General features: G+C 49.7%; 16 protein-coding genes and 1 other RNA gene. 2 read left to right on the top strand and 15 right to left on the bottom strand.

Going from position 1 to position 14,903, the window contains the following annotated elements:
• Positions 1 to 75: 75 nt before the first annotated feature.
• Positions 76 to 1,116, top strand: a complete 1,041-nt coding sequence (locus AC1RRX_RS02190) for an oxidoreductase (RefSeq protein ID WP_144463905.1) — start codon at positions 76 to 78, stop codon at positions 1,114 to 1,116.
• Between the two features lie 44 nt (positions 1,117 to 1,160).
• On the opposite strand, the gene AC1RRX_RS02185 is transcribed toward AC1RRX_RS02190, so the two are convergent.
• The 10 genes from AC1RRX_RS02185 to AC1RRX_RS02140 all read right to left on the bottom strand — a co-directional run bounded on the left by AC1RRX_RS02185 (position 1,161) and on the right by AC1RRX_RS02140 (position 9,049).
• Positions 1,161 to 1,796 (bottom strand): FMN-dependent NADH-azoreductase, encoded by a 636-nt coding sequence (locus tag AC1RRX_RS02185; protein WP_015240584.1) that lies wholly within the window; start codon positions 1,794 to 1,796, stop codon positions 1,161 to 1,163.
• Positions 1,797 to 1,990: 194 nt separating this feature from the next.
• Positions 1,991 to 3,319: an LLM class flavin-dependent oxidoreductase gene (locus tag AC1RRX_RS02180; RefSeq protein WP_144463904.1), complete on the bottom strand. Its 1,329-nt coding sequence runs from the start codon at positions 3,317 to 3,319 to the stop codon at positions 1,991 to 1,993.
• Positions 3,316 to 3,603, bottom strand: a complete 288-nt coding sequence (locus AC1RRX_RS02175) for a glutaredoxin family protein (protein ID WP_031378341.1) — start codon at positions 3,601 to 3,603, stop codon at positions 3,316 to 3,318. The genes AC1RRX_RS02180 and AC1RRX_RS02175 overlap by 4 nt, the downstream gene beginning before the upstream one ends.
• An 11-nt stretch (positions 3,604 to 3,614) precedes the next feature.
• Complete coding sequence (locus AC1RRX_RS02170; RefSeq protein WP_021494132.1) at positions 3,615 to 4,622, bottom strand: LLM class flavin-dependent oxidoreductase; 1,008 nt, start codon at positions 4,620 to 4,622, stop codon at positions 3,615 to 3,617.
• Positions 4,619 to 5,398 carry an amino acid ABC transporter ATP-binding protein gene (locus AC1RRX_RS02165; RefSeq protein ID WP_015418222.1) on the bottom strand — a complete coding sequence of 260 codons (780 nt, stop codon included), beginning with the start codon at positions 5,396 to 5,398 and terminating at the stop codon, positions 4,619 to 4,621. The genes AC1RRX_RS02170 and AC1RRX_RS02165 overlap by 4 nt, the downstream gene beginning before the upstream one ends.
• Positions 5,395 to 6,060, bottom strand: a complete 666-nt coding sequence (locus AC1RRX_RS02160; protein WP_179960768.1) for an amino acid ABC transporter permease — start codon at positions 6,058 to 6,060, stop codon at positions 5,395 to 5,397. The genes AC1RRX_RS02165 and AC1RRX_RS02160 overlap by 4 nt, the downstream gene beginning before the upstream one ends.
• A gap of 57 nt (positions 6,061 to 6,117) precedes the next feature.
• Complete coding sequence (locus AC1RRX_RS02155; protein ID WP_007409997.1) at positions 6,118 to 6,840, bottom strand: amino acid ABC transporter permease; 723 nt, start codon at positions 6,838 to 6,840, stop codon at positions 6,118 to 6,120.
• Positions 6,841 to 6,862: 22 nt separating this feature from the next.
• A complete protein-coding gene (locus AC1RRX_RS02150; protein WP_144463902.1) occupies positions 6,863 to 7,675 on the bottom strand; it encodes an amino acid ABC transporter substrate-binding protein in 813 nt (270 codons plus the stop codon).
• Between the two features lie 25 nt (positions 7,676 to 7,700).
• Entirely contained in the window at positions 7,701 to 8,513 is an 813-nt protein-coding gene (locus tag AC1RRX_RS02145) for an amino acid ABC transporter substrate-binding protein (protein ID WP_144463901.1), read from the bottom strand.
• Positions 8,510 to 9,049, bottom strand: coding sequence for a GNAT family N-acetyltransferase (locus tag AC1RRX_RS02140; RefSeq protein ID WP_003151702.1), 540 nt, complete (start codon positions 9,047 to 9,049; stop codon positions 8,510 to 8,512). Before AC1RRX_RS02140 ends, AC1RRX_RS02145 begins: the two co-directional genes overlap by 4 nt.
• Positions 9,050 to 9,200: 151 nt before the next feature.
• Between AC1RRX_RS02140 and AC1RRX_RS02135 the strand changes: the two genes are divergently transcribed.
• Complete coding sequence (locus AC1RRX_RS02135; RefSeq protein ID WP_032867938.1) at positions 9,201 to 10,091, top strand: LysR family transcriptional regulator; 891 nt, start codon at positions 9,201 to 9,203, stop codon at positions 10,089 to 10,091.
• A gap of 38 nt (positions 10,092 to 10,129) precedes the next feature.
• Here AC1RRX_RS02135 and AC1RRX_RS02130 read toward each other — a convergent pair whose 3' ends face one another.
• The 5 genes from AC1RRX_RS02130 to rnr form a co-directional block, all read right to left on the bottom strand.
• On the bottom strand, positions 10,130 to 10,924 hold the full coding sequence (locus AC1RRX_RS02130) for an SDR family NAD(P)-dependent oxidoreductase (RefSeq protein ID WP_085342326.1): 795 nt from the start codon (positions 10,922 to 10,924) through the stop codon (positions 10,130 to 10,132).
• 114 nt (positions 10,925 to 11,038) lie between these two features.
• On the bottom strand, positions 11,039 to 11,344 hold the full coding sequence (locus tag AC1RRX_RS02125; protein ID WP_144463900.1) for a barstar family protein: 306 nt from the start codon (positions 11,342 to 11,344) through the stop codon (positions 11,039 to 11,041).
• A gap of 75 nt (positions 11,345 to 11,419) precedes the next feature.
• Positions 11,420 to 11,782, bottom strand: a transfer-messenger RNA (tmRNA) gene (gene ssrA, locus AC1RRX_RS02120).
• Positions 11,783 to 11,949: 167 nt separating this feature from the next.
• Positions 11,950 to 12,420, bottom strand: a complete 471-nt coding sequence (gene smpB / locus AC1RRX_RS02115) for an SsrA-binding protein (RefSeq protein WP_003151688.1) — start codon at positions 12,418 to 12,420, stop codon at positions 11,950 to 11,952.
• A 139-nt stretch (positions 12,421 to 12,559) separates the two neighbouring features.
• Positions 12,560 to 14,893 carry a ribonuclease R gene (gene rnr / locus AC1RRX_RS02110; protein ID WP_012118465.1) on the bottom strand — a complete coding sequence of 778 codons (2,334 nt, stop codon included), beginning with the start codon at positions 14,891 to 14,893 and terminating at the stop codon, positions 12,560 to 12,562.
• Positions 14,894 to 14,903: the final 10 nt, after the last annotated feature.

Here is a 14,903-nt window from a genome sequence, read left to right as displayed (position 1 = left end):
ATTTTCAACACACAAGTTTTACCAGTACACCCGCGGGGTATATAATGTTATCACATATCAAGAGGGGGAAATTCATTGAAAACGTTACAAGTCGGCATATTGGGATATGGTTTGTCGGGTAAAGTCTTTCATGCGCCGCTTTTGGACGTCCTTGATGATTATCAGATCAAAAAAGTCATGACGTCCAGAACGGATGAGGTCAAACGTGATCTGCCGGGGGCTGAAGCCGTGCGCGCGATTGAAGACATTACCGGTGATCCTGACATTGATCTCGTCATCGTCACGACACCGAGCGGAATGCATTATGAATCAGCGATGAAATGTCTCCTGGCGGGAAAACACACCGTCGTGGAAAAACCGATGACGGCGACTTCAGCAGAAGCGGAGGAGCTGAGAAGAACGGCTGAAAATAAAGGCGTCTTGCTGAGCGTGTATCACAACCGGCGCTGGGACAATGACTTTTTAACGATACAAAAGCTGATTCGGGACGGGGCGCTTCAAGACATTCATACATATCAAGTCAGCTACGATCTATACAACCCGGTTGTACAGGAAAAATGGCGCGAAATGAACGGACCCGCCACGGGAACGCTGTATGATCTCGGTTCACATATTATTGACCAGACACTTCTGCTTTTCGGAATGCCGGAATCCGTCACCGCACATGTGATGAAACAGCGGGACAACAGTGAAACCGTTGATAATTTTCTGGCCGCGCTCCATTACGGCAAACTTCAGGTCATTCTTCAATCCGGCTCCATGAATGCGGCAAGCGGCCCGCGCTATCAGATTCACGGACGGAATGCAAGCTTTATCAAATACGGAATGGATGGACAGGAAGATGCGCTTTCAGCGGGCAAAAAGCCGATTGACGACAGCTGGGGCGCCGATGATCCTGACAACTTCGGAGAGCTGACAATCGCAGCGGATGAGAAAAGGCATACAGAAACAATCCCCTCTGAGAACGGCTCTTACCTTACGTACTACAAACTGCTGGCAGACAGCATCTTAAACGGAAAACCGCTTCCCGTTACGGCAAAAGAAGGCATCGATGTCATCCGTGTCATTGAAGCCGCAATGAAAAGCAGCAAACAAAAACGGACGATTGCCCTTTAATATGAAAAACCTTCCAGCCGTACGGCGGGGAGGTTTTTTTAAGATCAGAATGATTTTCCGGCTTCTTTCGCGCGGGCAATCGCATCTTCTTTAATTTGCTGTGCTTTATTCGGTTCAGCATTATGGCCTTCAACGATTAAACCGTCAAAAGAAGGAACGCCGAAGAAGTTCATCATGATGCCGATGTAACGGTGGCCCATTTCCATGTCAGCCGCCGGCCCTTCAGAGTAATAGCCTCCGCGCGCCTGAATGTGGAGCGCTTTTTTGTCTGTCAACAGACCGATCGGGCCTTGCTCTGTATATTTGAATGATTTTCCGGCTACAGCCACAGAATCAAGGTACGCTTTCATAACAGGCGGGAATGAAAAGTTCCAAAGCGGTGTGACGAATACGTATTTGTCAGCTGCCGCGAATTGATCGCTCAGCTCGTTCAGACGGCTGACTTTCGCTTTTTCGTTTTCAGAAAGCTCTTCAAAACCTGTGCCGGATTGAAGTTTTCCCCAGCCGCTGAATACATCCGCGTCGATATGAGGAATGTTCTCTTTGTAAAGGTCGATATGTACAACCTCATCATTCGGGTTTGATTCTTTATAAGAATCGATAAACGCTTTTCCTGTCGCCATGCTGTAAGATGTCTTTTCATCATGAGGATGAGCAGTTATATAAAGTACTTTTGCCATTGTAAACAGCCCTTTCGTTTTCAGATTACACACACATTTATTATGAAATATGAATGTTTTTTTATACTGATCAGTTCTGTAATAATTATAGTTACAAAAAAATCTTTTCGCAACAATAATATCTCGAAATCAGTGTATTTTTTTGAAAAGGCTGCAATGACGGGAATGACAAGCAGCGGAAAAAGCAGAAACATTTAGTTTCTGCTCAAAATCGGATTGGGTCTGCAGGCCGGAATATCCAACCCGAGATTCCCCCGCAGTGTATCCGCCGGATAGCTTTTTCGGTACAGCCCCTTTTCCTGGAGGATCGGTATGACATGATCCACAAAAGCTTCAAGCATGCCGGGGATGTCAGAGTGAATGATAAACCCGTCCGCCGCTTCCCGCTGAAACCATGTTTCAATTAATGATGCCACATGTTCCGGTGTGCCGATAAAATGGGTTCGCGGAAACGCGGCTTCGCGCGCCACTTGACGCAGCGTAAGATTCCGGGCTTTCGCCTCCCTTTTGATACGGTCTGTCGTGCTTTGAAACGCGTTTTTCCCGACGTCGCCCAAATCAGGAAACGGCTCATCCAGCGGAAAACGGCTCAGATCATAATCGTCAAAAAATCTGGCCACATATTTAACAGCGTTCTCTATCGGAATCAGCTCGGCGAATTCTTGGTATTTCGCTTCCGCTTCTTCTTGTGAGCCGGCTATAATCGGACTGATTCCCGGAAAGATCCGCAGCTTGGTAGCGTCCCGGCCGTAATCCGCCGCCCGCTTCTTCACATCATCATAAAAAGCCTTCGTTTCCTCAAGTGAATTGGAGTGCGTAAAGACTGCATCTGCATTCCTCGCGGCAAACGACCGGCCGGTTTCTGAAGACCCCGCTTGGAAAACGACCGGCTCTCCCTGTTTGGACCGGCCGATATTCAGCGGACCCTCCACTTGAAAATACTCGCCTTTGTGATACAGGCGATGCAGTTTGTCAGGGTCAAAAAATTGCCCGGTTTCTTTGTTGCGGACGAAGGCATCTTCTTCCCAGGAATTCCACAGACCGCGCACCACGTCCACATGTTCCTGGGCGATGGCGTAGCGCCGGCTGTGGTCGGGAAGGCTTTCTTTGCTGTGATTGCGCGCGGCTCCCGCCTGCGGAGAGGTGACGAGATTCCAGCCCGCCCGGCCGCCGCTGATATGGTCAAGAGACATCAGCTGTCTTGCGATGGTGAACGGCTCAGTGAACGATGTGGAAAATGTGCCGATTAAACCAAGATGGGTTGTAGAGGCGGCAAGCGCCGATAAGATAGTGATCGGCTCAAACCGATTTAAGAAATGCGGGATGGACTTTTCAGAAATGAACAAGCCGTCCGCAATAAAAGCAAAGCTGAACAGCCCTCTTTCAGCAGTCTGCGCTTTTTGCCTGTAAAACGCCGCATTCGTGCTTGCTGTCGGATCGGCGTCGGGATGACGCCAGCCGTCCGTTGTGCCGCCGACACCGTGAATCATGGCTCCGAATTGAATTAGATCCGTCCGGCTCATTTTCTCTCCCCCTTTTTCCCCTCGTAATCGGCAAGCGCCCGTTCTACATGTTCAATGCCGACTTGAGTAACGGCCTGATACACACGGCTGTCACCGCTGCCGAGTTCAACGACGGGGACATGACGGATTCCGTATTTCATCTGCAGCACGTCACGCAATTCGTCCCGCTCTGTCACATCAATTGTTTCGTACGCAATGGCCTTTTCCCGCAAATATCCTTTCACTTCATCGCAATACGCACAGCCCTGTTTGCTCCAGACCACAACGTTTACTTCATGACTCATGTTCATCCCTCCTATAATTGTGGGGCCGGCTGCACCGCTTCGCTTAACAGCCGGTAAGACAATCGTTTTTCCTCAGCGTTTTTGATAGGCGACAAAATCACAAAATCAGTAATGCTGTACTGAACGGATAATCGTCGCAGCTCGGCGGCAGTCTCTTCTTTTGTCCCGGCAATCACACCCGTCTTTTGTGTAATCAGCTTATATGGCTGCGTGACTTGTTCAAGAAACGCTTCCGCTTGTTCCCGGGAACCGACATTCACCTTTTTGCCGTCTTCGAGAATGATTTTGACCGACTCACGCGATACGACGTGTTTTTCCGCTTCTGCTTTTGTATGCGCGGTAAATACCATCGGCGCAAGGTGAAATTCCGCCTTCGATCCTTTCGGCAGATGCTCGTCAAAGGCGTGGCGCGCTTTTTCTAACGCAGCCTCTTCACCGTTTATGAAATAGGCGAAAACGAAGGAAATGCCGAGTTTGGCCGCGGATATCGCGCTTTCCGCGCTGCCGCCGAGCAAAAAGAGGTCAGGCGCATACTCAGTATGCGGCGCCGGCCGCAATGACGCATAGCGGTGTGAGTCCGGAAAATCATTTCGGATGAAATGAGTCAGCTCCTCAAGCTTTTCTTCAAATAAACGGGCGGGCTGGATAAGCTCCCGCTGCAGCGCATCGGTTGACAGCTGAAATCCGCCGGGCGCTTTGCCGACACCAAGCGCCACACGGCCGGGAGCAAGAGCGGACAAAACCCGGAACTGCTCCGCCACTTTATAAGGACTGTAATGCTGCAGCATCACCCCGCCGGATGCGAGACGGATTTTTTTCGTGCTTGCGGCAAGATACCCCAGAACAATTTCCGGCGCTGATCCCGCTATCTCTTCATTGTTATGATGCTCCGCCGCCCAGAAACGGTCATATCCGTATTGTTCAGCCTCCTGAGCCAATTTCACCGTTTGCCGCAAGGCTTCTTCTGCGGTTTGGTTTTCCGCGGTGACACTTTGGTCTAAAATGCTTAAACGAATCATACGACAGGCTCCTTTATGCGCTCTTTTATGTCATAACCGTAATCAGGCAGCACGCGGCGGAGGAACTTCTTCGTTCTTTCTTTTTTCGTCTTGTAAAAGACTTCCTCAGGCGTTCCTTGTTCCACGATTGCTCCTTCATCCATAAACACAATTCGGTCGGACACTCTTCTGGCGAATTCCATTTCATGAGTAACAATGATCATGGTGGCGCCGGTCCGCACAATGTTAAGCATCACCTCGAGCACCTCGCCGACAAGCTCCGGATCGAGGGCTGCGGTCGGTTCATCAAACAGCATCACATCAGGATGAATGGCAAGCGCCCTGGCAATTCCAACCCGCTGCTTTTGTCCTCCCGACAGCTGATTCGGATAGGCGTGCAATTTATCCTGAAGCCCCACCTTGGCCAGTTCCCGCTCGGCAATGGCGTACGCATCTGTTTTTTTCATTTTCCTTGCGATCGTCAGGCCTTCCATAACATTTTGAATCGCCGTTTTATGCGAAAACAAATGATATTGCTGAAAAACCATCGCCGTCTGTTTCCTCAGTCTGAGAATGTCTTTTTTGGCAGGCTTTTTGCAGTTAATGACTTCACCGTGCAGCGAAATGGCGCCTTCATCCGGCCGCTCAAGTAAATTAAGGCAGCGCAGAAAAGTGGTTTTCCCGGAACCGCTCGGACCGATGATGGTCACGACTTCTCCTTTCCGGACACTTAAATTGATGCCCTTTAGCACGTGATGACTGCCAAAATGTTTCTGAATGTTTCGGATTTCGATCATAATGCGCCTCCTTGATATCTGGCTGCCCTTTTTTCCGCCAGACTGTTTACAGCTTCGAGAATCAGCGTTAATCCCCAATAAATCACGGCAGCCCCGATAAATGCTTCCAGAAATGCATAGTTATCGGATGCCGCAATCGTCGCCGTTCCTGTAATTTCAGGCACCGCAACAATGGCCGCGATGGAAGTGGTATGCAAAAAGCCGATGCCTATGTTGGTGAAGTTCGGCAGCGATATCATGAACGCCTGCGGCAGAACCACACGCCGAATCATCTGGCCCCGCGTCAAGCCGATTGAATATGCCGCCTCCGCCTGCCCCGTATCGACGGCCATGATCCCGGATCGGAGAATTTCCGTCATATAAGCGCCTGCCGTTAATGACAGTGCCATGATGACAAACACGGCGACCGGAATCTGATTGGCCGACCAGCCGAGATGAAACGCGCGGCTGAATTGATCGGCAATCAGCGGAACCCCTAAATAAATCAGCATAATATGGAGAATCGCCGGGGTGCTGCGGAAAAAAGACACGTAAAACGCTGAGCAGGCCAGCAGCCATTTGATGCGGAATATACGCACCGTGATATTGCCGAGAGCTATGAAAAATCCGGCAATAATCGGAATGACCGTCATCGCCAATGTAAGCGGAACGGTTTTCATCATTTGTTTGATCGCAGTGCCGATAAATGAAATGTCCAGCTCCACTGTTCTCCCTCCTTTTCAGCCGTGCGCGCTCATGTCAAAAACCGTCACAAGGCGCGTCTCATCTTTCTTGATTCGTTTTTCGGCCCATCTGAAGACACATTCAAATAAAAGGGCGGCCGCATAATACAGAACAGAAAGCGAGATATACACTTCTAAAGAATGATTGCTCGATGTAATCAAGGTCTGTCCTCTGCCCGACATATCCATCACCCCGATCGAAAAAGCGAGTGATGTATCTTTTAAGAAACCGATTACCATATTTCCGATGTTGGGAAAGGCCTGCACAAGCGCCTGCGGCAGAATGATGCGCCGGAATGTCTGCCCCCCGTTCAGCCCGATGCTGAAAGCCGCCTCCGCCTGCCCGCGGTCGACGCTGTTCACACCTCCCCTGATGATTTCGGCCGCTCTTGCCGCGCTGCTCAGCGCATACGTGGCGATGGCCGCATACAAAGGGTCCATTTTAGAGGTATCGATTCCGGCGAGCGCCGTGAGTGCCGGAATGCCGTAAAATACAATGAACAGCTGCACCATGATGGGCGTTCCTCTGAAAAAAGAGATATACAGCTTCGCAAACTGATTCAAAACGGGAATGCGATAGATGCGGGGCAGCGCCAAAAGCAGCCCCAATAGAAAGCCGAACAGCAGAGACACCGCCAATATATACAGCGTGACGGGCAAATACCCGAGCAATGTCGGCACAAAGGACGCGATCATACTGATATCAAACGCTTTTTCCATTACCGATCCCTCTCTTTTTCACTTAATATTGCTCCTTTGAATAATCCGCGCCGAGCCACTTTTCACTCAGCTTTTTAAGCGTGCCGTCATCAATGATTTCCTTGAGGGCTTTATCAATGTCATCGCTCAGCGCTTGTTCATTTTTGTTAAACATAAAGAACACTTTGGCATTTGACAGCACCCCGCCGACCGTTTTTTCTTTGATCGCGCTCGTTTTGTTTTGGAAATCGACGGCAAACGGCGTAGAAATCGTCGCATCGGCGCGGCCGGATTTCAGCTGATTGGCCGCATCGTCTGAACCTTGGCCCGCATAAGCGATTTCAAACGGACTGCCGTGTTTTTCATTCCATTTTTTCAGCACAAGCGCGCCGTTTGACGTCGGACTTGTAATGACCCGCTTTCCTTTCAAGTCATCAATGCCGTGAATGTTCCCGTTTTCTTGAAGCACCGTGATTTTCAGCGGGAAGTTGTTATACGCGACTTGATTGAACAGAAATTTTTTCTCCCGTTCGGCGCTTTTCTCCATTTGATGGGCTACGATATCGACTTTATGCTGGCCGAGGCTGACAAGCAGGTTGGAGAAATCCATCGTTTTAAAAGTGAAACGATAGTCCGGCAGGCGCCTGTCAAGCTCTTTCACCAGCTCAACGTCGTATCCCGTCAATTTGCCTTTATCATCAATAAAGCAAATATTCGGAAATTGAGTTCCCGTGCCGACCGTGATGTTCTTCACGTTTTTCTGATTGCCTGATGCCGCCTCCCCGCCCGCGCCGCAGGCTGATAACGCCGCCGTTGCGGCAATTGTTAATGACATGACCGCCAATCTTATTTTCATGTGATCGCCCCGTTTTCTGCTTCAATTATTTCGTGAAACTTGATTTTGAATAATCCGCGCCGAGCCATTTTTCACTCAGTCTTTTCAATGTGCCGTCCTTCTCCAGCTTTTGAATCGCCCGATCCGTATCGTCCGCCAGGGTTTGGCTGTTTTTATTGAAGATAAAATACACCTCGGTATCCAGCAGCACATCACCGACCGTTTTTTGTTTGAACGCGTGCGTCTTATTTTGAAAATCGACGGCAAACGGCGTGGATACGGTGGCGTCAGCGCGTCCTGTCTCTATTTGGTTTGCTGTATCATTGCTGCCCTGCCCGGCGTATTTCAAATGTATCGGGCTGCCGTGGGTTTTGTTGTATGCCGTCATATAATCCGCCGCGTTTGATGTCGCGCCGACGATGACGGTTTTCCCTTTTAAATCCCGGAGCGTGTGTATCGCGTCATTATCCGCCTTCACCGTGATGTACATCGGCGAGTAGTTATACGGGATTTTGTGATACAAAAAGCGTTTCTCCCGTTCCTTATTTTTCGCCATATTGTGCGCGATCACGTCAATTTTCCGGTTTCCGAGACTTGTAAGCAGATTCGAAAAATCCATCGTCTTAAAGACAAATTTGTATTGCGGCAGCTGTTCATCAATGGCTTTCATCACTTCAATGTCATAGCCGGTCAGCTCGCCTTTTTCATCCATAAAAGCAATGTTCGGAAAATCAGTTCCCGTGCCGACAATGACGGTCTGCACGCCGCTCCCCGCTTTTGTGCTTTCTCCTTGCCCGCACCCGGCCAGCACGCCGAGCAGCAGAAGCAGACAGCCGTTTCTGATCCGTTTTTTTATCATTGCGCCCAGCTCGGTGTGCCTAACAGCGACGCGTCAAACCGCTCCGGTATGAGCACCTTTCTCATCATGACTCCGATGTCTCCGTCTTTCTCCTGCTCAAAATACACTTCATACCCCCTCCGTCTGTACATATCTACAAGCCAGGGATGTTTGCGCGCCGAAGTGCCGAGCGTGATGGCCGGGGCCTTCAGCGTATCCCGCAGCACGTGTTCCTCCACATAAGTCAAAAGTTTGCTGCCGATGCCCTGCCCCTTCAGCTCAGGAAGCGTCGCAAACCACCAGACGAACGGATATTTTGACGGAGGCGTGTCACTCTCCCACGGAAAACGGATCGTAATTGTTGAAAGGAGCCGTCCGTCCCGTTCGAGCACGACGGCTGAATGATTTTCAATATTTTCTGTTACCATATCGATGTCGGCCCGCGCCGACGGCCAGTCAATCTCCAAATTGCGGATCGGCTGAAACGCGCTGTACAGCAGCTCTAAAAACTCCGGCGCATCCTTTTTCTCAGCCAATCGAAATATGTCTTCACTCATTCCGGTCACTCTCCCCGCAAAAATATATAATTCCAATTTGTTTACTAAGCTTTGATTGTTTATACTATAAAGCAAACTGATTTATTTGACTAATCAAAAAAAGTAAAGGAAAGGTTCAAGAAAATTAATGAACAGCCGGGAGGGGATTTCGTTGGAATTACGCACCATTAAAACGTTTCATACGATCGTACAGTCAGGCAGCTTTTATAAAGCCGCCGAAATTCTGAACTACTCACAGCCGACGATTTCAATGCGGATTAAACAGCTGGAACAGGATGTAGGCGCGCAGCTGTTTGAACGGGGAAAGAAGCTGAAGCTGACAAGGGCGGGGCGGCTGTTTCATGAGCGGGCCGGGCAGCTTCTCGCGCAATACGAGGTGCTTGACCATACTCTGGCCGATATCAGACAGGGGCAGGCCGGCCTTATTCAGATCGGCATATCCGAACCGACGGCAAGCCTGATCTTCCCTGCCGTACTGCGGGGTTTCTTAAATGATTATCCGGACATGTCGGTCAATGTCAGCGTGGATGACGCCAATACATGCAGCCGCAAACTGCTGGAAGGCGCCATTGATTTTGCCGTATGCGGCGAGCCGGAGCTGATTCTGGAGAATTATTTCGATCCGTTTTTTCATGACTCGCTCAATGTCATCGTGTCAGACAGACATCCCCTTGCCGCCAAAGCAAGCGTCAATCTCGAGGATTTAGAAAATGAATGCCTGATTTTTACGCCCGCCAATTGCCCGATCCGGATTCAAATTGAACAGCACCTGCAGCGGTCCATCGGCAGCCGCTATCGAAAAATGGAGCTGACCAGCAGCATGGCTCACCAATACTATGTCAGGGAAAATATCGGCGTCTCAATCTTTACGGCGACGGCGCATTCAGAACCGATCGAGGGCACGAAGGTCATTCCGATCCATAACTTAACAATTTCACCGCCGGTCGGGCTGTTGACAAACCAAAAAGAAGAGCATTTTGACTCCGCCACAAAAGATTTAATCAGCAGGATCATCAGCCGGTTTCAGCGTGATCCACATTAAAAAAACCCCCGCTTTACGGGGGTTTTTGTACGTTCATCTTATATAATGCTCCGCACCAAGCCGCCGTCGATCCGCAATGCAGATCCGTTAATGGCAGACGACAGCGGGCTGCTTAAAAAGGCGACAAAGTGGGCGATTTCTTCCGGACGGATCAATCGCTGAATGATCGACGTCGGACGATTTTCCTTCATAAATCGTCTCTCCGCCTCCGCCGCGGTCAGGTTTTCACCGGGATAAAGCGACTCAAGCATCGTTTCGACGCCCTCTGTTTTCGTGGAGCCCGGCATGACCGTATTCACCGTCACATTCGTCCCTTCCGTGAGCTCGGCCAGACTGCGTGACAACGACAGCTGCGTCGTTTTCGTGGCGCTGTAGTGGGCCATTTCCTGAGAAGGCATGACGGCCGCTTCACTCGCGATAAAAATAACCCGCCCTTCCTTCCGTTCAATCATCCGCTTTGCATACCGGCGTGTCAGCCTCACGCCGCTCATGATATTCACCTCGAAAAACCGGAGCCACTCTTCGTCAGGAATATCAAAGTATTCCGCAGGTTCAAAGATTCCTAAATTGTTGACGAGAATATCCACATCCGGATACTGCTGAAAAATCGCCCCGCATCCTTCCGCCGTGCCTAAATCAAATGCGGCCGGATAGAGACGGGCATCCGGCGTCTGTTTCTCTAGTTCCCGGATCGTTTCGTTCACCTTTTCTTCACGGCGGCCGTTAATGATCACGGCCGCACCTTCTGCAATCAGCGAAGCCGCAATCGCCTTCCCGATGCCTGACGTAGATCCCGTCACAAGCGCCGTCTTCCCTTTCAACCGCAAATCCATCATCCATTCCTCCCTATCGCAAGTCTCTTCTTATATATGGACTGAAATCGAAAGCCTGAAACCCTCCGTCCCTATTATCGGATAGAAAAATGGATGAGGGGAAGTACGCACTTTTTAGTGCCTGTCCGTTGTCCCAGCTGACGGCTGATCGATTTGAATGACAAACCGATTCCCTAACTCTTCTTGAGCCTCTTGAAACAGCTCCAAGACATCATCAGCATCCGAACCCAATTCCTTCTGACTGATGTCAAAATTCTTCCACACCAAAGTCAGCGGAAGTTCGATCCAGCCTGTCAGACAATCCCATAAGGCATTCAGATTTTCACCATAAAAGTCCGGGAAATCTAATTGATCTTTTAAGATTCGGTGTAAAGCTTCTGTGCTTGTAACATCTTTTCCGTCTATGATGACGACTATCATTCAAATGGACTCCTTTATTTCGGCATGAAAAAACCGCAGTGCGGTCAAGTGACGGCACTGCGGTTCCTCTGTTATGTATGGAGACGGTGGGAGTCGAACCCACGTCCAGAAACATCGATTACTTAAGCGTCTACGAGCGTAGCCTGCATATTTCGTGTTTCACTCGTCTTCGTGCCTGCGGGCGGGCCTTCCGAGAGCTAGTCTGTCAGTCTCTTCTTACGTTCTCAGACGGGAACGCAAGCGTAGCCTACTTGGATGTGCTCTTCACGGACACATAGGCAATGTCAGGAAGAGCTCGCTGCGTTTATTAGGCAGCTAGTGCTAAGTTTTGGTTAAAACTTTTAGTTTTGCCAGTTATATTTAGGTGCGTGTTAACGAGATCGCCTCTCGGCTCGCAGCTCAAGCTCGATCCATCCCTGTCGAATCCGTAACGTCCCCTTGTTAAGGGTATACGGGAGATCTATCAAGCTCTTGCTCAACTGGCTGTACTGTTATTATACCATGATCACAGGCAAATTCAATTGGGAATGTCTTCAATAAACAGCCTGTGAATCTGATGTGTGAACAGTATAGCATACGGCAGTTATCACATCAAGGCTCAGGCATCAGAAGCCTTTTTGTCTGTCTCTGAACGCTCTTTCGATTTCTCTTTTGGCGTCTTTTCGTTTTAAATCTTCGCGTTTATCGTATGTTTTCTTCCCTTTTCCGAGGCCGATTAACACTTTGGCAAAGCCGTTTTTCAAGTACAGCTTCAGCGGCACGAGAGAATAACCTTTCTCTTTCGTCAGGCCGATCAGCTTATTGATTTCTTTCCTGTGCATCAAAAGCTTTCTCGTCCGGAGCGGGTCGTGGTTATAGCGGTTTCCCTGCTCGTACGGGCTGATGTGCATGTTGTGGAGGAACACTTCGCCGCGCTCGATTTTCGCAAAGGAATCCTTCATGTTTACGCGGCCGGCGCGGATGGACTTAATCTCCGTCCCCTGCAGCACGATGCCTGTTTCATAGGTTTCTTCTATAAAGTAATCATGGTTTGCTTTTTTGTTTTGTGATAATACTTTGCCTGATCCTTTTGGCATGCCTTATCCTCCTCTCTCCGCAAAAACCGTTCATGTGTGCGATACGCTTTATTTTAGCAAATGGAGCGTTCCGCGACAATGAAAATGCGGCTTGCGAAAGAAAGCAAACAGAGCATTTTGCCCCATTTGCTTTTCGCATTTACTTCTTCTTTTTGCGTTTTTGTTTCGGCGCGTTTTGGAAACCGCGTTTTTTCTTTTTCTTCTTCGGTTTTGTAAACCATTCCCCTTTTTCCTCCGATTTCGGCGGTGAAGCCGGGGTATTGCTGTTTAACACGCGTTTCCTCGCCGGTCTGCCGCGTTTTCTGCGGTCGCCTGTCGTTTCTCTCGGACGGCGGGTGCCTTTCATGCCGACAATTTCAAAGTCGATGTTTCTCTCATCTTTATTGACGTCGACGACTTTGACCGTGATTTCGTCTCCGATCCGGTAAACGTTGCCCGTGCGTTCGCCGATCATGGCGAAATGCTGCTCGTCAAAACGGTAATAATCATCCGTCATAAAGCTGACGTGCACAAGACCTTCAATCGTATTCGGCAGCTCGACAAACATTCCGAAATTCGTGACGGAACTGATCATGCCGTCAAATTCCTCGCCGATTTTATCAAGCATATATTCCGCTTTTTTCAGATCGTCCGTTTCCCGCTCTGCATCAACGGCGCGACGTTCCATCGTTGACGTATGATCAGCGATTTCCGGAAGGCGTTCGGCCCACTTTTCTTGAGTCGCTTCGTCCGATTGTCCGTTGATCAAATACGTTCTGATCAGCCTGTGAACGATTAAGTCAGGATAGCGGCGGATCGGCGATGTGAAGTGCGTATAAAATTCAGTCGCCAGCCCGAAATGGCCCAAGCTTTGCGGGTCGTATTTCGCCTGCTTCATGGAACGGAGCATGACGGTTGAAATCACCGTTTCTTCCGGACGGTCCCGCACTTCGTCAAGAATGCTTTGCAGCGCGCGCGGATGAATGTCTCCGGCTTTCCCTTTGACGATATAACCGAATGTCGTGACGAACTCCAAGAACTTTTGCAGTTTTTCGGCGTTCGGCTCTTCGTGAATCCGGTAAATAAACGGCACGTTCATCCAATGGAAGTGCTCGGCCACCGTTTCGTTTGCGACAAGCATGAATTCTTCAATCAGCTTTTCCGCTACTGAGCGCTCTCTGATGACGACGTCTTTAACGGCGCCTTCCTCATCGACGAGCACTTTCGCCTCTTTGAAATCAAAATCCACGGCGCCGCGGTCCATCCGTTTCGCCCGGAGAATTTCCGCCAGACGTTCCATGTCTTTAAACATCGGGACGAGCGGCTCATATCTTTCTTTCAGCTCGGCGTCGTCTTCTGTGAGGATCCGGTTGACATCTGAATAGGTCATTCTTTCCGTCGTTTTAATGACGCTTTGGAAGATCTCGTGCTCTGTCACCTGGCCCTGCTGGTTGATTGTCATTTCGCAGGAAAGCGTCAGCCGGTCGACCTTCGGATTTAAAGAACAGATTCCGTTAGACAGTCTGTGCGGAATCATCGGAATGACCCGGTCAACCAAGTACACGCTTGTCCCTCTTTCCAGCGCTTCTTTGTCAATCGGGGAATTCTCCGTGACGTAATGGCTGACGTCGGCAATATGGACGCCGAGCTTGTAGCTGCCGTTATCAAGCTTTGTCACGGTGACGGCGTCATCCAGATCCTTCGCATCCGCGCCGTCAATGGTGACAATGACCTGATCGCGGAGATCACGGCGGTCTTTGATGTCTTTTTCATCGATGGTATCCGGCGTGCTTGTTGCCTGCTCCATCGCTTCAGCCGGAAAATCTCCCGGCAGGCCGTGCTTATGGATAATTGATAAAATATCGATGCCCGGATCATTTTTATGGCCGAGTATTTCAACGATTTCTCCTTCGGCGTTCATTCTGCCTTCAGGGTAGCTTGTCAGTTTGACGACGACTTTATGGCCTTCCGCAGCGCCGTTATTGGCATGTTTCGGAATAAAAATATCACTCGTGATTTTCTTATCATCCGGGATGACAAAACCGAAGCTTTTCGTTTCTGTGTATGTGCCCACGACGCGGTCGATGCTTCTTTCCAGGATGCGGATGACCGTGCCTTCCTGTCTCGATCCGCTTGACTGGGAATTGAGCCGCACCATGACGATATCGCCGTTCATGGCCGTATTCAGCTCATTCGGCGGAATAAACACGTCGCTTAAAGAGGTATCCTCCGGCAATAGAAACGCGAATCCCTTTGCATGCGCGGAAATTTTTCCTTTTACTAAATTCATTTTTTCCGGAAGCCCGTAGCGGTTGCTTCTGGTGCGGACGATCTGTCCCGTCTCCTCGAGCGCCACCAGCGCTTTTACCAGCTCTTTAAATTCATCTGCTTCCGTGATGTTCAGCATCTCCTCAAGTTCCTGAACGGTAAGGGGCTTGTACGCCTCTTCCTTCATAAACGCGAGAAGACGGTCCATAAACGCTTCTTTTTCCATTATTCGACCT

The sequence above is a fragment of the Bacillus sp. GW821-FHT11D08 genome, from assembly GCF_058808515.1.
This window is presented reverse-complemented; position numbering and strand designations above follow the sequence as displayed.